Origin of the sequence: Streptomyces sp. Alt3, assembly GCF_030719215.1 — a bacterium.
GTDB lineage: Bacteria > Actinomycetota > Actinomycetes > Streptomycetales > Streptomycetaceae > Streptomyces > Streptomyces glycanivorans.
Window position 1 is genome coordinate 4,884,005 of sequence record NZ_CP120983.1, and the last position, 17,915, is coordinate 4,901,919.

The following is a 17,915-nucleotide window of genomic DNA, read 5'->3' on the forward strand; positions in this document are numbered from 1 at the left end:
CGGCGGGAGAGGGTGAGGGGGACCTTCCGCACGCCCGATACCCTGGTACACGTGACGTTCCCTGTAGTCGGCATGGTCGGCGGCGGTCAGCTCGCCCGTATGACCCACGAGGCGGGTATCCCCCTCGGCCTGAAATTCAAGCTCCTCAGTGACACACCCCAGGACTCGGCCGCCCAGGTGGTCGGTGAGGTCGTGGTCGGCGACTACCGCGACCTGGAGACGCTGCGCGCCTTCGCCCGCGGCTGCGATGTGATCACCTTCGACCACGAGCACGTGCCGACCGAGCACCTGCGGGCCCTGGAGGCGGAAGGCATCCCCGTGCGCCCCGGCCCCGACGCCCTGGTGCACGCCCAGGACAAGGGGGTCATGCGCGCCAAGCTCACCGAGATCGGCGCACCCTGCCCCCGCCATCGCATCGTCGCCGACCCGGCAGACGCCGCGGCCTTCGCCGACGAGGTGGGCGGCTTCCCCGTCATCCTCAAGACGGTCCGGGGCGGCTACGACGGCAAGGGCGTCTGGGTGGTCCGCTCCGAGGCGGACGCCGCCGAGCCCTTCCGCGCGGGTGTCCCCGTCCTCGCCGAGGAGAAGGTCGACTTCGCACGCGAGCTGGCGGCCAACATCGTCCGCTCGCCGCACGGCCAGGCCGTCGCCTACCCCGTGGTCGAGTCCGTCCAGGTCGACGGGGTCTGCGACACCGTCATCGCCCCGGCGCCCGACCTCGACGAACGCCTTGCCGGTGAGGCCCAGCAGCTCGCCCTGCGGATCGCCGCCGAGCTCGGTGTGGTGGGCCACCTCGCGGTCGAGCTCTTCGAGACGCGGGACGGCCGCATCCTCGTCAACGAGCTCGCGATGCGCCCGCACAACTCCGGGCACTGGACCCAGGACGGCGCGGTCACCTCGCAGTTCGCCAACCATGTGCGGGCCGTGCTGGACCTCCCGCTCGGCGACCCCCGCCCGCGCGCCACGTGGACGGTCATGTCCAACGTCCTCGGCGGCGACTACCCGGACATGTACCAGGCGTACCTGCACTGCATGGCCCGCGACCCGCAGCTCAAGATCCACATGTACGGCAAGGACGTGAAGCCCGGCCGCAAGGTCGGCCACGTCAACACCTACGGCGACGATCTGGCGGACGTGCGGGAGCGCGCCCGGCACGCGGCCGACTATCTGCGAGGAACGATCACCGAATGACCGCACCAGGCTCCGCCCCCGTCGTCGGCATCGTCATGGGCTCCGACTCCGACTGGCCCGTGATGGAAGCGGCCGCCAAGGCCCTCGGCGAGTTCGAGATCCCCTACGAGGTCGACGTCGTCTCCGCCCACCGCATGCCGCACGAGATGATCGCGTACGGCGAGTCGGCGGCTGACCGCGGCCTCAAGGCGGTCATCGCGGGAGCGGGCGGCGCGGCGCACCTGCCCGGCATGCTCGCCTCCGTCACCCCGCTGCCCGTGATCGGCGTCCCGGTCCCGCTGAAGTACCTCGACGGCATGGACAGCCTGCTGTCCATCGTCCAGATGCCGGCCGGTGTCCCCGTGGCCACCGTGTCCGTCGGCGGCGCCCGTAACGCCGGTCTGCTCGCCGCCCGTATCCTCGCCGCCCACGACGGTGAGCTGCTGGCGCGGATGAAGGACTTCCAGCAGGAGCTCAAGGACCAGGCGACGGAGAAGGGCAAGCGGCTGCGCGCCAAGGCCCAGGGTGCGGACCACTTCGGCTTCGGGAAGTAGGCAGGCGATGGACAACCTGGACCGCGCCCGGCTGCTCCTCGCCGGCCACCCCGTCGTCGACGGCCACAACGACCTCCCCTGGGCGCTGCGCGAGCAGGTCGGCTACGACCTCGACGCCCGTGACATCTCGCGGGACCAGACCGGCACCCTGCACACCGACATCCCGCGGCTGCGGGCCGGCGGTGTCGGCGCGCAGTTCTGGTCCGTCTACGTCGCACCCCATCTGGCCGGTGACGACGCGGTCAGCGCCACGCTGGAGCAGATCGACGTCGTGGGCGAGATGCTGGCCCGCTACCCGGACGACCTGCGCCGCGCCCTCACCGCGGACGACATGGAGAAGGCCCGCGCCGAGGGGCGCATCGCCTCCCTGATGGGGGCCGAGGGCGGCCACTCGATCAACAACTCCCTGGCCACCCTCCGGGCCCTGCACACCCTGGGCGTCCGCTACATGACGCTCACGCACAACGACAACACCGACTGGGCGGACTCGGCGACCGACTCCCCGCGCGTCGGCGGGCTCTCGGAGTTCGGCCGTGAGGTCGTGCGTGAGATGAACCGTGTCGGGATGCTGGTCGACCTCTCCCACGTGGCGGCCACCACGATGCGCGACGCGCTCGCGACCTCCGTCGCGCCGGTGATCTTCTCGCACTCCTCCGCCCGGGCGGTCTGCGACCACCCGCGCAACATCCCCGACGACGTGCTGCGGATGCTCGCGGCCAACGGCGGTGTGGCCATGGCGACCTTCGTGCCGAAGTTCGTCCTGCCCGCGGCCGTCGAGTGGACGCTCGCCGCCGACCGCAACATGCGGGAGCACGGCCTGCACCACCTGGACACCACCCCGGCCGCCATGCGGATCCACGCGGACTTCGAAGCGCTCAACCCGCGCCCGATGGCCACCGTGGCGACGATCGCCGACCACCTCGACCACATGCGGGAGATCGCCGGGATCGACCACATCGGTGTCGGTGGGGACTACGACGGCACGGCCTTCCTCCCGCTGGGGCTGGAGGACGTCTCGGGCTATCCGCACCTGATCGCGGAGCTGCTCACCCGCGGCTGGTCGGAGACAGACCTGGCCAAGCTGACGTGGCAGAACGCCGTGCGTGTCCTGCGTGACGCGGAAGCGGTGTCCCGTGACCTGAGCGCCCGCGTCGGGCCCTCCCACGCGACGATCGACGAGCTGGACGGCCCGACGGGCTGATTCCCGCACGGCTCGGCGAGGAGGCGGTGGCCCGGTGGCCACCGCCTCCTCGCGTCAGGCCTTCGGGCGGCCCATCGCCCGGTAGGTCCAGCCGGCCTCGCGCCACACCGTGGGGTCGAGGGCGTTGCGGCCGTCCAGGATGATCCGCCGCCCCGCGACCTCGCCGAGCTCCGCCGCGTCCAGCTCCCGGAACTCCCGCCACTCCGTCAGGTGCAGCACCACGTCCGCACCCCGCACCGCGTCCAGCGCCGTGTCCGCGTAGCCGAGGGTCGGGAAGAGGCGGCGGGCGTTGTCCATGCCCTTCGGGTCGAAGACCGTCACCTGGCCGCCCTGCAGATGGATCTGCCCGGCGACGTTCAGGGCGGGTGAGTCGCGTACGTCGTCGGAGTCCGGCTTGAAGGTGGCGCCCAGCACCGCGACGCGCGTGCCCAGGAAGGACCCCCCGCCCACGGCCTCGCGGGCCAGCTCCACCATGTGGCCGCGGCGGCGCATGTTGATGGAGTCGACCTCCCGCAGGAAGGTCAGCGCCTGGTCGGCGCCCAGCTCACCGGCGCGCGCCATGAAGGCCCGGATGTCCTTGGGCAGGCAGCCCCCGCCGAAGCCGATCCCGGCCCGCAGGAACTTCTTCCCGATGCGCTCGTCGTGCCCTATGGCCTCGGCGAGCTTCACCACGTCGCCGTCGGCGGCCTCGCAGACCTCGGCCATGGCGTTGATGAAGGAGATCTTGGTCGCCAGGAAGGAGTTCGCGGAGGTCTTCACCAGCTCGGCGGTCGGGAAGTCCGTCACGACGAAGGGCGAGCCCTCGGCGATCGGTCCGGCGTACACCTCGCGCAGCAGCTTCTCGGCCCGCTCGCTCTCGACCCCGACCACGATCCGGTCGGGGTGGAGGGTGTCCTGCACCGCGAAGCCCTCGCGCAGGAACTCGGGGTTCCAGGCCAGCTCGGCGTCCGTGCCCGCCGGTGCCAGCTCCGCCAGCCGCTCAGCCAGCCGTGCGGCGGAGCCCACCGGGACGGTCGACTTGCCCACGACCAGCGCGGGCCTGGTCAGCTGCGGGGCGAGCGACTCGAAGGCGCTGTCCACGTAGCTCATGTCGCAGGCGTACTCGCCGTGCTTCTGGGGAGTGTTCACGCAGACGAAGTGCACGTCGCCGAAGGCGCCGATCTCCTCCCAGGAGGTGGTGAACCGCAGGCGCCCGGTGGACCCCTCGATGCCCGCCACGTGCTTCTGCAGGATCTCCTCGAGCCCCGGCTCGTACATCGGCACCCGGCCGGCCGAGAGCATCTCGATCTTCTCGGGCACCACGTCGAGCCCGAGGACTTCGAAGCCCAGCTCCGCCATGGCCGCGGCATGGGTGGCGCCGAGGTAGCCGGTGCCGATCACGGTGATCCTGAGGGCCATGGGTGCTCCTGAACGATGCGGACAGACGTGCGGAGCCGAGCATATCCGGGCGTGCGGAACGCCGGTTTCCGGCCGCCCCGGGGCGGCCTCCCGCGCCGTCCCCGGGCCGTGTCAGGGGCCGCCCCCGGGTCTGTCGGCAAGCTCACGTGCCGCGCCCGTATGCCTCCGCTCGACGAGGCCACTAAAATTGGGTTACTTAACGGTAGTTAGCATCCTTGGGGAGTGAACGTCTTGGCGGGTTCGACCGATTTCGACCTGTACCGTCCGGCCGAGGAGCACGACATGCTCCGCGAGACGATCCGTTCGCTCGCCGAGGCGAAGATCGCCCCGCACGCCGCCGCGGTGGACGAGGAGGCGCGCTTCCCGCAGGAGGCGCTGGACGCTCTCGTCGCCTCGGACCTGCACGCGGTCCACGTGCCGGAGGAGTACGGCGGCGCGGGCGCCGACGCGCTCGCCACGGTCATCGTGATCGAGGAGGTGGCCCGCGTCTGCGCGTCCTCCTCCCTGATCCCGGCCGTGAACAAGCTGGGCTCGCTCCCGGTGATCCTCTCCGGCTCGGAGGACCTCAAGAAGAAGTACCTGGGCCCGCTGGCCAAGGGCGACGCGATGTTCTCGTACGCCCTGTCCGAGCCGGACGCGGGCTCCGACGCCGCGGGCATGAAGACCAAGGCCGTCCGCGACGGTGACTTCTGGGTCCTCAACGGTGTGAAGCGCTGGATCACCAACGCGGGCGAGTCCGAGTACTACACGGTGATGGCCGTGACGGACCCGGAGAAGCGCTCGAAGGGCATCTCGGCGTTCGTCGTCGAGAAGTCCGACGAGGGTGTCTCCTTCGGTGCCCCGGAGAAGAAGCTCGGCATCAAGGGCTCGCCGACGCGCGAGGTCTACCTCGACAACGTCCGCATCCCCGCCGACCGCATGATCGGCGAGGAGGGCACCGGCTTCGCCACGGCGATGAAGACCCTGGACCACACCCGCATCACGATCGCGGCCCAGGCCCTCGGCATCGCCCAGGGCGCCCTCGACTACGCCAAGGGCTACGTCCAGGAGCGCAAGCAGTTCGGCAAGCCGATCGGCGACTTCCAGGGCATCCAGTTCATGCTCGCCGACATGGCCATGAAGCTGGAGGCCGCCCGCCAGCTCACCTACAGCGCCGCCGCCAAGTCCCAGCGCCTCGACGGCGACCTGACCTTCTTCGGCGCCGCGGCCAAGTGCTTCGCCTCCGACGTCGCGATGGAGGTCACCACGGACGCCGTGCAGCTGCTCGGCGGCTACGGCTACACCCGTGACTACCCGGTCGAGCGCATGATGCGCGACGCCAAGATCACCCAGATCTACGAGGGCACGAACCAGGTCCAGCGGATCGTCATGGCCCGCAACCTGCCGTAGTCCCCCGCATCGGACGAGGGAGCCTCCGCTTCGGTGGGGGCTCCCTTTTCGTCGCACGCTTGTGGGATCGGCCGGTTCAGGCGGGGCGGTCCCCGTCAAGGATCTCTTCGGCGGAGTTGGCCGTGGTCGCTCGACGGAGCCATCGGCGAAGGACTTCGAGGTCGCGGCAGCCGGTGATTCTGCTGCGGATTCCGTCGGGCACATCGATCCCACGCTCGTCGAACACGAGCAGGATGTCCTCGGCACGGCCCCGTGCCTCACCTTCGGCACGGCCTTCGTCCCGGATTTCTTCGGAGAGGGGCGAGATGTAGAAAGAGAGGTCCACGGCCACCAGGTTCCTCCACTGTTGTGCGGCGGGGCGGTTGCCCAGGCCTTGTGCGGTGAGTTCGACGATGGGGGCGGCGATTTCGTCCGGGGCGCCGCGAAGGGCTGCGGACAGCGTTTTCAGTATGGCACCGACGTCCGGTTCGCCCGCGTGTGTGATGGCGGACAGCGTGGCGAGTGCCAGGTCCTTGCGGGCTTCGGCCACATCGGTGACGGCGGGGATGTTGTGCGGGCCCGCTACGAGCGGCCGGAGGGTGAGCACAGGCCAATGGGGCGAGCCCAGCGGCACCGGGCGTGCAGCCCACGCGGCGGTGGCCCGGTCCTGGCAGACGACCAGCAGCGTGGTGGGCAGCCGGTACTTCTCCAGCAGGTAGGAGACGTAGTACGCCCAGCTCGTCGGTTTGTCGGGGTCCTTCTTCCCCTGGGCTTCCACCGCGAGGAGGAAGGGCCCGTTGTCCTCCGTCTCGATGCGCAGCAAGGTGTCCACGCGGCGTTCGACAGGCCGGGACTCCGTCAGGTCGGTGGTGACGACATCGGCGGACACGAAGGGCGGGAAGGCGACTCCGAGCACTTCGGAGACCCGGGAGAAGAGCTCCGGGTACTCCTGGAAGACGCGGTGCATCGCCTCGTGGGGTGCGCTGACCATGGAGGTCCGTTCGGGTTGGCGGATGGTGTGCCGGGTCAGGCCGCTGCTTGTGTCTCCGCTCGGCAGTCGCGGCAGTGGCCGGGGTGGCGGGAGCGGAAGGCGCGGTCGCAGCGGTCGCAGTTCTGGAACGGGATGACGATCACGCCGGGGCGCTGTGGCGGCGCCAGGTCGTGGGCGCCGGGCAGCGGCGGCGGCAGGAGGGTCGTGATCCGGTGCCGCAGCAGCTTGGCCGGGTGGCGCAGCGGCACGGGCAGGTCGGCGGTGAGGGCGTGGCGGATCGTGTCGGGGTGGGCGTCGCGCTCCAGCCAGGTGGCCACTCCCGGGGCGAGGGTCGCGATGTCCCGCTCCGACAGCACGAGTTGGGGTGACAGCCGGCGGAGGTCCGCGAGGAGCGCTCCGGCGGCGCGCAGCAGCTCCGGGGTGTCCGTCGCCGGGCGGGGGACGGGTGGGGGCGGCGCCGTACGTGCCGTGGGGGCGGGTACGCAGACCGGGGCGGGCGGTGGTGGCGCCGAGGGCTCGGGCGCGGGCTCATGCGGTGTGGGTGGCGACGCTGTTCGCGTCGGGGGCCTTTCCGGCGGCCGAGGGGGCGGTGGTGCGGCCTGTCCGGTGTCCGGCCGGTTGCGGGAGACGGTGCGGGTCACGACACGGCCGTCGGGGAGCCGCATCCGGCTGCGGTGCAGATAGCCCGCGCCCTCCAACTCCCGCAGGGCGGCGGCGATGCGCGTCTCGCTCTCCGGGAAGCGCTCGGCAAGCCGCTTGATGCCGACTCTCGCTCCGGCGGGCAGCGACTGGATGTGCACGGCGAGCCCGATGGCGACCAGGGACAGCTGCCGATGACGGCTGAGGTGGTTGCCGATGACGGTGAAGTCGCTGGTGTGCCGGGAGTTGATGTGGACGACGCCGGAGGACGGCTTGGCATCCTCGGTCGTACCGGGTGGGGCGCACGGGGGCGCGATATCCTGCTGGGTATCCATCGGGAAGACGTCTACTTCCTCGGTGGTCAGGCCCTCGTCCGGGATTGCCGTCCCGACGGGGGCCGTCGCATGTCTGAATGGGTTGTCGCGGCGAGCATATGACACTCAACCCGTCTCAAATCCAGCCCAGTTGCCATATGTCACCCGCGCGAGTGACCTGGGGCCAGGGTGGGGTCGGGTGTGGTTGGGGAAGTTCTTTTCCCACGTACTTGACAGCTTTTTACGTCGTGGCCCACCGGGTCGCGGCCCACCATGTCGCGGCCCACCGGGTCGTGGATTCCCGCGACCCGGTGCGCGCGGTCACGGTGCGGTTGTCCGGTGCCTGTCCGGTCTTGTCCTGGCTGTCCGGAGTGACGTGCGGGGAACATCCGGGGTTGAACGGTGACGGCACGTACGTGGAAAGCGGGGCACGGATGAGTGTGGACGGGGCCGGTACGCAGCACGGTGACGGCGGAGCGGACGAGCCTGGCTGGGACGTCGATCCCGACGACGAGTCCGGCGTCGCGGTGATCGCCACGGTCGGCCGCCAGATCAAGGCCTGGCGGGAGTCGGCGGGCATGCGGGCCGGCGAGTTCGGGGCGGCGATCGGGTACGGCGAGGACCTGGTCTACAAGGTGGAGGGCGGGCGGCGCATCCCCCGGCCCGAGTTCCTGGACCGTGCGGACGAGGTCCTGCGCGCGGGCGGCAAGCTCGCGGCCATGAAGCAGGACGTGGCGGAGGTGCGGTACCCGAAGAAGGTGCGGGACCTGGCGAAGATGGAGGCCAAGGCGGTCGAGCTCGCGGCCTACGGCAACCACAACATCCACGGGCTGTTGCAGACCGAGACGTACATGCGGGCGCTGCTCGCCACCCGCCGGCCTGCGTACTCCCGACCCGAGCTCGAACGCATGGTGGAGGCCCGCATGGCTCGGCGTTCGGTCTTTGAGCGCGAACCAGCCCCGGAGTTCAGTTTCGTCCAGGAAGAGGTGACCCTGCGCCGCCCGATCGGAGGGACAATGGTGCTGCGCCAACAGCTTGAACGCCTCGTGGAGGTAGGGAACCTGCCCAACGTGGAGATCCAGGTGATGCCCACGTGCCGGGGAGATCACCCCGGCACGGGAGGGCGGATCCAGGTGTTGAAGTTCGGGGACGGCTCGGCTGTGGGGCGTACGGACAATGAGTTTGCAGGCCGCCCCGTATCCGATCCCAAGCAGCTCCGAATCCTCGAACTGAGGTATGGCATCATCCGGGCTCGGGCTCTCTCGCCAGGGGAGTCGCTGGCCTTCATCGAGCAAGTGCTGGGAGAGACATGATCCGCAAGGTCATTGCCGAGGAAGCATCCGGGCTGGAGTGGTTCAAGAGCAGCTACAGCGACAGCAGCGACGGCAACGACTGCGTCGAGGTCGCCGCCCGCACGCACTCCGTCCTGGTCCGCGACTCCAAGGACGCGTCCGGACCCCGGCTCGGATTCGCCCCGTCCGCCTGGGCGGCGTTCGTGGAGCACGCCTCCAGGGACTGACCGGGACGCGGGGGAGCGGCGGTACGTACGACGAGGGCGGGCCGGGGACATCCCCGGCCCGCCCTCGTCGTACGTACCGCCGGTCAGTTGCCCTTGACCGTGACCTTCTCGTCGTTCTTCAGCTGCTCGACGAGCTGCTTCACCTTGTCCTTGTCCCAGACGAGGTTGCCGTTCACGCTCTGGCCCGAGAGCGGGATGTTCATCGACGTGCCCTCGCCGCCGGTGACGCCCTTCATCGCGAAGAACATGTTGCCGAGCGACCAGAGCGACATGTCCTTGTCCACGATCAGCGTGTCCAGGCCCGCGCCCATCGTCGGGTACAGCTTGAACGGGTTGAGGATCGTCGACGGGGTCGCCGTCTGGGAGGCCAGTGCCGCGAGGAACTTCTGCTGGTTCTTCGTGCGGTCCAGGTCACTGCCCGCGAACGCGTACCGGGTGCGGACGAAGGCGAGGGACTGCTCGCCGTTCAGCGTCTGCTTGCCGGCCTGGAAGTCGGCGCCGGACTTCTTGTCCTTGAACGCCTTGGGGATGTCCAGCTCCACGCCGCCGATCGCGTCCACGATCTGGGCGAAGCCGCCGAAGCCGATCTCGACGTAGTGGTCGATGCGCAGCCCGGTGTTGAACTCGACCGTGCGGACCAGCAGCTCCGGGCCGTCCTCGGCGTACGCGGCGTTCAGCTTCGTCGTCCGGCCCGTGCCCGCGAACTTCTTGCCGGACTCGGACCCGACGAACGAGGGGATCTCCACGTTCGAGTCACGGGGCAGCGAGATCAGCGTCGGGCCGTTGGAGCCGTCGTGCAGGATCATCATCGAGTCGGTCCGCTTGCCCTCGGCGGAGCCGGTGTGCAGCTTCTTCTTGTCCTCGGCCGTCATGCCCTCGCGGCTGTCGGAGCCGACGATGAGGTAGTTCGTGCCGTCGCCCTCGGAGGGGCGCTCGATGACCTTGGAGAGGTCGACCTCGCGCTTGAGCTTGCCGTCGGCCCAGAAGTACGTGCCGATGGAGACCGCGAGCAGCACGACCACGAGGGTCAGGGTGCCGACCTTGAGGCGCCGGCCCCAGTTCGGGGCGGGGCGGGGCTGGACGTAGCCGCCGTCGCCGCGGCCGCCGCGGCCACCGCCCTGACCGCCGCCACGCTGGCCGCCACCGCCACCGCCGCCGTAGACCTGGCCCGTGTTGTAGCCGCTGTCGTAGCCGGGTGCCTCGCCGTAGCCGTCGTGTCCCTGGCCCTGCTGCGGCGGGATCCGGGGCGGGGACTGCGGAGGCGCGGGGCGCCGCCGGACGTGCGGCATGGCACGCGCGCTCTCGGGCTGGGAGTTCGCACTCCCCCGCCCGTAGCGGTCGTCGGGTCGGCCGTTCCGTCCTTCGGGCCATTCGCTCATGCGGAACAGTGTGCCGCCTCGACCTGTGCCTCTTACAGGGTGTACCGGAGATCGGGTCACGGCTGTTGCGAAGCTGATGCAATGCAACCGGGGGCAAGCCCCCGCATAAGGTGGACGGTATGACAGATCAGCCCCAGCCACCGGAGGGCGAGATTCCGGGCAAGCCCACCTCGGCCTCCCGGACCACCCTCAGCCACATCATGACCGGCAACGACACCAACCTCCTGGGTACGGTGCACGGCGGCGTGATCATGAAGCTGGTCGACGACGCGGCGGGGGCGGTCGCCGGCCGGCACTCCGGCGGCCCTGCCGTGACGGCCTCCATGGACGAGATGGTCTTCCTGGAGCCGGTCCGGGTCGGTGACCTCGTTCACGTCCGCGCCCAGGTCAACTGGACCGGCCGCTCCTCGATGGAGGTCGGCGTCCGCGTCATGGCGGAACGCTGGAACGAGTCCACCCCGGCCCAGCAGGTCGGCAGTGCCTATCTGGTGTTCGCGGCGGTCGACGAGGACGGCAGGCCGAGGAGTGTTCCGCAGGTCGTGCCGGAGACGGAGCGCGACAAGCGGCGCTACCAGGAGGCGCAGATCCGGCGCACGCACCGTCTTGCCAGGCGACGCGCGATCAAGGAACTGCGGGAGCAGCGCGCGGCCGAGGGCATCGACGACTGAGGGCGCTGCAGGGCACGACCGGTGCGGTCAGCGGGGGACCCGCAGCCGTTCCAGCAGGGCGTCCTCGGCCCGGTCCGCGCCCGGGTCCTCCCAGAACGTGACGGGCACGCCCCTGATGTGGCGGCCCCCGGGGTCCAGGACATGGCCGGCGATCTTGAGCTGCCATAGGGCCACCGCCCGGTCCGCGACGGTGAACTCCGGGAAGCGCTCCGCCAGCCTGGCCTCGAACGCCCCGATGTCCTCCGCGGAGCGCAGCCACACCGTGAGCATCAGGTTGTGCGGGCCGGTCAGCGACGCGCAGAGCCGGGTCTCCCGCATGCGGATGAGCTGGGCGGTGATGCGCGCGGTCTCGCCGGCCGGTGCGATGCCCCACAGGGTGACCGAGATGGGCCAGCCTGAGAGGTAGCGGGCCACCTCGCAGCGGTAGATGAGCGCGTCCTGCCGGTGCATGCGGTCCAGCCGGCGGCGCACGGTGGTGGGGCTGACACCGAGACGCTCGGCGAGGCGGGCGGCCGGCTGGCGGAAGTCCTCGCTCAGCAGCAGGTAGAGCCGGGTGTCCAGCGCGTCGGGGGCGGGCAGGCCGCGGCGTGGCATGACCGGTGTCCGGTCCTTCGCCAGCAGGTCCTGGCTGTCCGGGTCCAGCCGGTCCAGCCGCCAGCGGCTTCCCTCGGTGTGGACGGCGGTCGCCGTCTGGGACCGGGTCGCCGACACCCCGGGCAGTCGGCCGAGGCGGAAGCCGACGTAACGGGCCAGCATCGCCAGGTCGGGGAAGGCCGCGGTGAGCACCAGGTCCCGGGCGCCCGTGACGTGCTCGATGGTGATCAGGTGCGGATCGTCGGCGATCTCCGCCGCCACGTCGTGCAGCGCACCGGCCGCGCAGTCCACCTCGATGAACGCGATGATCGGCACCGTCGGCCCCACCGCCACCGTGTAACAGCTGAGCCAGGCGTGCCCGGCCTCCGTGAGCCGGTTCCAGCGGCGGGCCGCCGTCGAGGCGTCCACCCTGAGCACCTTCCCGATCTGCGCCCACTCCGCCCGGGGGGAGGTCTGGAGCGCGGTGATCAGGAGGTAGTCCAGCTCGTCCAGCGGCTCCGGCTGCCCGGTGCGCAACAGGCGCTCGGGGAGTCCGGCGGATTCGTGCCCGGCGGATTCGTGCGTCGATCGGCTCATGGGGAGCGCTTTCCTGCGGACGATCATGGATGAGGGGTCTCGTTCCGCACGATACGCCCATGTCCTTGCTCCACGAGGCCCGTGACCTCGCCCCCGCCCTGACCGAACTCCGGCACGCCCTGCACCGGGAACCCGAGCTCGGCCTCGACCTGCCGCTGACCCAGGCGAAGATCCTTGCCGCACTGGACGGCCTCGGCCTGGAGATACGCACCGGCACCGCGCTGAGCTCGGTGACCGCGGTGCTGCGGGGCGCCAGGCCCGGCCCCGCCGTCCTGCTGCGCGGCGACATGGACGCCCTCCCGGTCCAGGAGGACACCGGGCTCCCCTACGCCTCCGTCCTCGACGGGCGGATGCACGCGTGCGGGCACGACCTGCACGTCACCGGGCTCGTCGGCGCCGCCCGGCTGCTGGCCGCCCGGCGGGAGGAGCTGGCGGGAGACGTCGTCCTCATGTTCCAGCCCGGCGAGGAGGGCCAGGGCGGGGCTCGGATCATGATCGACGAGGGGGTGCTCGACGCCGCGGGGGAGCGGGTCGTCGCCGCCTACGCCCTGCACGTGATCTCCACCGGCGCGCCCACCGGATTCGCCGCGACCCGGCCCGGCCCCATGCTCGCCGCCTCGGACGCGGTGGAGGTCACGGTGCGAGGGCGGGGCGGGCACGGCTCGTCGCCGCACTCCGCCGCCGATCCGGTGCCCGCGATGTGCGCCATGGTCACCGCGCTCCAGACGGCCGTGACCAGGGAGATCGACGTGTTCGACCCGGCCGTCGTCACGGTCGGAAGGATCGAGGCCGGCACCGCCGCGAACGTCATCCCGGAGACCGCGAGGTTCGCCGCCACCGTACGGACGTTCTCCGACGCCTCCCACGCACGCGTGCGCGCCGCCTTCGAGCGGACCGTGCACGGTGTGGCCGCCGCCCACGGCGTGAGTGCCGAGATCGACTACGTCGAGCAGTACCCGCCGACGGTCAACGACACGGACGAGGCGGCGTTCGCCCTGGAGACCGCGCGACAGGTCCTGGGCGCGGACCACGTCTTCGAGGCGCCCAAGCCGATGGCGGGGGCCGAGGACTTCTCCTTCGTGCTGCGGAACGTGCCCGGCGCCTTCGTCGGCCTCGGAGCCTGCCCGCCAGGCACCGACCCGGCCACCGCGCCCATGAACCACTCGCCGCAGGCCGTCTACGACGACGACGCCCTGCCGCACGCCGCCGCCCTCCTCGCCGGACTGGCGCTGCGCAGGCTCGGGGCTCCGCTCACACCGGAGGCCGGCTCCCCGCTCGCGGCCTCCACGGCGGAGTAGGCCCATGACAGCCACCGCCACCCCGCCGCCGGACGCCCCGGCCGAGCCGCTGCCCGCGTCCGTCACCGCCGTCGTCGGGCTCCTGGTCCTCTTCGAGGTGACCAGCGGTTTCCTCCAGGTCGGGCTCGCCCCGCTGCTGCCGGACCTGGCCGACCACCTGGGGATGGGCTCGGCCGCCCTGAACTGGGTCGTCTCCGTGCAACTGCTGGCCGCGGCCGTCTGCGTCCCGCTGTTCGGACGCCTCGGCGACCTCTACGGCCACCGGCGGATGCTCCGCGTCGCCCTGGCGCTGATCGCGGCGGGCACGATCGTCGTCGCGCTCGCCCCGGACTACCCGACGCTCCTCGCCGGCCGGGTGCTCCAGGGGCCGATCGCGGCTCTGCTGCCCCTGGAGATCGCCCTCGTCCGGGACCGGCTCCCGGTCGCCGACGCGCGACGGGCGATCGCCCGCCTGGTGGGCGCCCTGACGCTCGGCGCCATGGCGGGCGGTGTCGTGATGGGGCTGGTCGACTCCGTGTTCGGCAACCTGCGGCTGACGCTGCTGGTGCCCGCCGCGCTGGCCGTGATCTGTGTGCCCGTCTCCTTCGTCGCCGTACCGGAATCGCGCGAGAGGGCCGGTGGCCGTGTGGACTGGGCCGGTGTCGTGCTGCTCGGCGGTGCGATGGTGGCCCTGCTCGGCGGGGTCTCCGGGGCGGAGGGCGGTTCCTGGGGCTCCGCACGGGTCCTGGGACCCGTGGCGCTCGGGATCGTGCTGCTGGCGGTGTGGGCGCTGGTGGAACTGCGGGCTTCCGAGCCCCTGGTCGACGTACGGGCGCTGGCCGCCCGGACCACCGCCCCCTTCTACTGCGCGGCGTTCCTCTTCGGCGTCTTCTACTTCGGGAGCCAGGCGCCCAACTCGACCTTCTACGCGGCGGACCCCGAGGTCACCGGGTACGGGTTCGGGCTGAGCGCGCTGTCCATCTCTCTGGTGCTGCTGCCCGGCGCCGTCGGCAGTGTCGTCGGCTCGCTGGCCACGGCGGCCGTCGCCCGGCGCTTCGGCTACCGGCCCACGCTCATGGCGGCCTTCGGGCTGGTCGCGCTGACCTTCCTGCAGTTCGCGTTCCTGCACGAGGAGATCTGGCAGATGGCGGCCGGGTCCGCCTTCACCGGTCTGGGGATCGGACTCGCACTGGGTGCCATGCCGACGGTGATCGTCGAGGCCTCCGACCCGTCCAGGACCGGTATCGCCGCCGCGCTCTACAACAACGTGAAGACGCTGGGCGGGGCCGTGGCGGGCGGGGTCTTCGCCGCGCTGCTCGGCGCGTTCCTCTCGCCGGCCACCGGCGAACCGGGGGAGGGCGGCTACACCGCTCTCTGGCTGGCAGCCTCGGCCGCGGCGGTCATCGCACTCGTGGCGACCGCCTTCTCAAGGCGCCGCGAGGGGTGACCCCCGGAGGGAAGCCACGGCGCCGCGAGGGGTGACCCCGGGGGGCACGCCCCCGGTGCCGCGGGGGGTCCCCTCCGGAGGCACGGTCACGGGCAGACCACCTGGTCGCCCGTGACCGTGCCGAATTCACCCTGCTGCGGGTCCTCGGCCTTCACGCGCTGCACCTTGGCGAAGTCCGAACCCGCCGTGACCTTCATGGTCCCGCCCTGTCCCTTCACCGCCCGGAGTTCGCATCCGGGCAGCGCGGTGGCCAGGGATTTCGCCGACCGGTCCCAGCGCGGGTCGTAGGAGACCACCGTCCGCTCCAGGTCTCCGGCCCCGCCGCCCAGCGGAGCGCGGGTGGTGTTGAAGCCGGTGCCGCGCAGCGCCTCGTCGACGTCCTGCCCGAGCCCGTCCTTCGACGTCCCGTTGTAGACCTGCACCCGGATCTGCTCCGGGGCCACGTCGACGAGCGTGGCCTTGGGCTCCTTCGGCATCTGCGGGGCGAGCGGCCGGTCCTCACGCAGGGCGAGGAACATCTTCTTCGACTTCTCGGCGTCCCACTTCACGGTGGAGCCGATGCCCTTGACCTGGAAGCCCTCCTCCTCGAGAGGCACGGAGGCGAACTCGGACGAGGACGGGGTGAACCCGCGCATGGCCTTGCCGAGCTCCAGCATCTGCTCCGTCCCGAAGCCCTTGTCGGCGCGGACCGACTCCAGCATCGACGAGGCGACCTCCTGGAACCTCACCGGGTTCATCAGCACACCGCTGCTGGTCGTCTGCTTGATCAGCGCGGCCATGAACCTCTGCTGGCGCTGCATCCGGCCCAGGTCGGCCGCCCCGTCGAGGTGCCGGGAGCGTACGTACTGAAGGGCCTGGCCGCCGTCCAGCTTGTGGGTGCCCGCGGTCAGGTCCAGGCCGGTGTACGAGTCCTTGAGCGGCTTCGCCGTGCAGATCTCCACCCCGCCCAGGGTGTCGACCGTCTTCATGAAGCTGGTGAAGTCGACCTCCAGATAGTGGTCGATCTTGACGCCCGTCATCTGCTCGACGGTCCGCACCGTGAGGTGGGGGCCGCCCTCGGCATAGGCGGCGTTCAGCTTCACCGGATGGGCGGAGTGCTTCTCGCCGGTCGTGCCGTCGGTGTGCTCCGGGAGCTCGGCGTAGCTGTCGCGCGGCAGGCTGACGACACTGGCGCGCTGCTTGTCGGCCGAGACGTGGACGAGCATGAGGGTGTCGGTGCAGTGGCAGGGCGCGCCGCCCAGCTTGTACTTCTTCTTCTCCGCCGGGGTGATCTTGTCGCGGCCGTCGGTGCCGACGAGCAGGAAGTTCATGCCGTGGCCGCCGGCGGGACGGTTCTTCATGTCCTTGAAGGGGTCGACCCGGTCGATGCCCGTCTCCAGGCCGCTCACCACGGCATGGCCGATCCCGCCGGCGCCGAGCACCAGAACGGACAGCCCGGTGACGATCCGCATGCCCCACCGGGGCGGCGGCTTCCGCTTCCCGTTCCGCCCCGAGGGGCGGCCGTTCGCTCCGGGCTGCCGTGCGGGCCTGCGCTGCGGTGGAGCGGAGCGGGGGTGCGGTGGACGGGCTGGTCGGTGCGGCGTGGGCACGAGGGACACCTCCGCGCGAGCGAGTGGGACTTTCGCACGGTAGGCCCATACGACTTGCAGACCGGGAGGAGACCCGGCGGCGCGCGCCGCTGTCCCCCGTTCGCGGTAACGTGGCGGCCGAATCACGCCGCCTCCTGGGATGCGACATCCCCCGGAACCCCGGCAACCCCCGAGGACCCCCCGAGGACCACATGTCTGCCGCGCAGTACCCCGCCGTCTCCGTGATCATGCCGGTGCTCAACGAGGAACGCCATCTCAGGAACTCGGTCCGGCACATCCTGGAGCAGGAGTACCCCGGCGAGATGGAGGTGGTGATCGCCCTCGGTCCGTCGGACGACCGTACGGACGAGATCGCCGCCGAGCTGGTCCGGGAGGACTCCCGGGTCCACACGGTCCCCAATCCGACCGGCCGCACCCCCGCGGCGCTCAACGCCGCGATCAAGGCGTCACATCACCCGATCGTGGTACGCGTGGACGGCCACGGCATGCTCTCGCCGAACTACATCGCGACGGCGGTGCGGCTCCTGGAGGAGACCGGCGCGCAGAACGTGGGCGGCATCATGCACGCCGAGGGCGAGAACGCCTGGGAGGACGCCGTCGCCGCCGCCATGACGTCGAAGATCGGCGTCGGCAACGCCGCCTTCCACACCGGTGGGAAGGCGGGCCCGGCCGAGACCGTGTATCTCGGGGTCTTCCGCCGTGAGGCGCTGGAGCGCGCCGACGGCTACAACGTGGAGTTCATCCGCGCCCAGGACTGGGAGCTGAACTTCCGCATCCGCGAGGCCGGCGGCCTGATCTGGTTCTCGCCGGAGCTGAAGGTCCAGTACCGCCCGCGGCCCAGCATCCGCGCCCTGTCCAAGCAGTACAAGGAGTACGGCCGCTGGCGCCACGTCGTGGCCCGGTACCACTCCGGTTCGATCAACCTGCGCTACCTCGCCCCGCCGACCGCCGTCTGCGCGATCGCGGCCGGCATCGTCGTGGGCGCGGCCGTCACCCCGTGGGCGTTCGTCGTACCGGCCGGGTACGCCGTCGCGATCGCCGCCGGATCGCTGCCCGCCGGGAAGGGGCTGCCGCTGAAGGCGCGCGCGCAGATCCCGGTGGCGCTGGCCACCATGCACATGTCGTGGGGCTACGGCTTCCTGACCAGCCCCCGCTCGCTGGCGAAGAAGGTCATCGCCAGCCGCCGTCCGGCCGTGCGGGAGCAGACGGTCTGACCGCACCGGGGGAACGA

General features: G+C 71.2%; 16 protein-coding genes. 10 read left to right on the forward strand and 6 right to left on the reverse strand.

Going from position 1 to position 17,915, the window contains the following annotated elements:
* Positions 1-51: 51 nt before the first annotated feature.
* From P8A20_RS21630 to P8A20_RS21640, 3 genes are read left to right on the forward strand one after another with little or no spacing between them, the layout of a single operon-like run.
* Entirely contained in the window at positions 52-1,191 is a 1,140-nt protein-coding gene (locus P8A20_RS21630) for a 5-(carboxyamino)imidazole ribonucleotide synthase (RefSeq protein ID WP_147963750.1), read from the forward strand.
* Positions 1,188-1,724: a 5-(carboxyamino)imidazole ribonucleotide mutase gene (gene purE / locus P8A20_RS21635; RefSeq protein ID WP_147963749.1), complete on the forward strand. Its 537-nt coding sequence runs from the start codon at positions 1,188-1,190 to the stop codon at positions 1,722-1,724. Before P8A20_RS21630 ends, purE begins: the two co-directional genes overlap by 4 nt.
* A 7-nt stretch (positions 1,725-1,731) precedes the next feature.
* A complete protein-coding gene (locus P8A20_RS21640; protein WP_147963748.1) occupies positions 1,732-2,925 on the forward strand; it encodes a dipeptidase in 1,194 nt (397 codons plus the stop codon).
* A gap of 54 nt (positions 2,926-2,979) precedes the next feature.
* Here the strand turns inward: P8A20_RS21640 and P8A20_RS21645 are convergent, their stop codons facing one another.
* Positions 2,980-4,323, reverse strand: a complete 1,344-nt coding sequence (locus tag P8A20_RS21645; RefSeq protein ID WP_147963747.1) for a UDP-glucose dehydrogenase family protein — start codon at positions 4,321-4,323, stop codon at positions 2,980-2,982.
* 231 nt (positions 4,324-4,554) lie between these two features.
* Between P8A20_RS21645 and P8A20_RS21650 the strand changes: the two genes are divergently transcribed.
* Entirely contained in the window at positions 4,555-5,712 is a 1,158-nt protein-coding gene (locus tag P8A20_RS21650; RefSeq protein WP_147964138.1) for an acyl-CoA dehydrogenase, read from the forward strand.
* A gap of 76 nt (positions 5,713-5,788) precedes the next feature.
* Here the strand turns inward: P8A20_RS21650 and P8A20_RS21655 are convergent, their stop codons facing one another.
* Both P8A20_RS21655 and P8A20_RS21660 read right to left on the reverse strand, forming a co-directional pair.
* Complete coding sequence (locus tag P8A20_RS21655; RefSeq protein WP_147963746.1) at positions 5,789-6,682, reverse strand: hypothetical protein; 894 nt, start codon at positions 6,680-6,682, stop codon at positions 5,789-5,791.
* Positions 6,683-6,717: 35 nt separating this feature from the next.
* Positions 6,718-7,656: a helix-turn-helix domain-containing protein gene (locus P8A20_RS21660; protein WP_306104062.1), complete on the reverse strand. Its 939-nt coding sequence runs from the start codon at positions 7,654-7,656 to the stop codon at positions 6,718-6,720.
* Between the two features lie 413 nt (positions 7,657-8,069).
* Between P8A20_RS21660 and P8A20_RS21665 the strand changes: the two genes are divergently transcribed.
* Together P8A20_RS21665 and P8A20_RS21670 are read left to right on the forward strand one after the other, a co-directional pair.
* Positions 8,070-8,948 carry a helix-turn-helix domain-containing protein gene (locus tag P8A20_RS21665; RefSeq protein WP_147963745.1) on the forward strand — a complete coding sequence of 293 codons (879 nt, stop codon included), beginning with the start codon at positions 8,070-8,072 and terminating at the stop codon, positions 8,946-8,948.
* Positions 8,945-9,154, forward strand: coding sequence for a DUF397 domain-containing protein (locus tag P8A20_RS21670; protein WP_306104063.1), 210 nt, complete (start codon positions 8,945-8,947; stop codon positions 9,152-9,154). The genes P8A20_RS21665 and P8A20_RS21670 overlap by 4 nt, the downstream gene beginning before the upstream one ends.
* Positions 9,155-9,237: 83 nt before the next feature.
* Here P8A20_RS21670 and P8A20_RS21675 read toward each other — a convergent pair whose 3' ends face one another.
* Complete coding sequence (locus P8A20_RS21675) at positions 9,238-10,533, reverse strand: LCP family protein (RefSeq protein WP_306104064.1); 1,296 nt, start codon at positions 10,531-10,533, stop codon at positions 9,238-9,240.
* A gap of 119 nt (positions 10,534-10,652) precedes the next feature.
* Between P8A20_RS21675 and P8A20_RS21680 the strand changes: the two genes are divergently transcribed.
* Complete coding sequence (locus P8A20_RS21680; RefSeq protein ID WP_306104065.1) at positions 10,653-11,201, forward strand: acyl-CoA thioesterase; 549 nt, start codon at positions 10,653-10,655, stop codon at positions 11,199-11,201.
* Positions 11,202-11,228: 27 nt separating this feature from the next.
* On the opposite strand, the gene P8A20_RS21685 is transcribed toward P8A20_RS21680, so the two are convergent.
* Positions 11,229-12,371, reverse strand: a complete 1,143-nt coding sequence (locus P8A20_RS21685) for an Lrp/AsnC family transcriptional regulator (RefSeq protein ID WP_306104066.1) — start codon at positions 12,369-12,371, stop codon at positions 11,229-11,231.
* Between the two features lie 59 nt (positions 12,372-12,430).
* Here P8A20_RS21685 and P8A20_RS21690 point away from each other — a divergent pair, with 59 nt between their 5' ends.
* Positions 12,431-13,669 (forward strand): M20 metallopeptidase family protein, encoded by a 1,239-nt coding sequence (locus P8A20_RS21690; RefSeq protein WP_306104067.1) that lies wholly within the window; start codon positions 12,431-12,433, stop codon positions 13,667-13,669.
* A 4-nt stretch (positions 13,670-13,673) separates the two neighbouring features.
* The gene (locus tag P8A20_RS21695) at positions 13,674-15,095 is read left to right on the forward strand and encodes an MFS transporter (RefSeq protein ID WP_306104068.1); all 1,422 of its coding nucleotides are present in this window, start codon (positions 13,674-13,676) and stop codon (positions 15,093-15,095) included.
* 86 nt (positions 15,096-15,181) lie between these two features.
* Here the strand turns inward: P8A20_RS21695 and P8A20_RS21700 are convergent, their stop codons facing one another.
* Entirely contained in the window at positions 15,182-16,684 is a 1,503-nt protein-coding gene (locus tag P8A20_RS21700) for an LCP family protein (protein ID WP_445978183.1), read from the reverse strand.
* 191 nt (positions 16,685-16,875) lie between these two features.
* On the opposite strand from P8A20_RS21700, the gene P8A20_RS21705 reads away from it, so the two are divergent.
* Positions 16,876-17,898: a glycosyltransferase family 2 protein gene (locus P8A20_RS21705; RefSeq protein ID WP_147963739.1), complete on the forward strand. Its 1,023-nt coding sequence runs from the start codon at positions 16,876-16,878 to the stop codon at positions 17,896-17,898.
* The last annotated feature ends 17 nt before the right edge of the window (positions 17,899-17,915 follow it).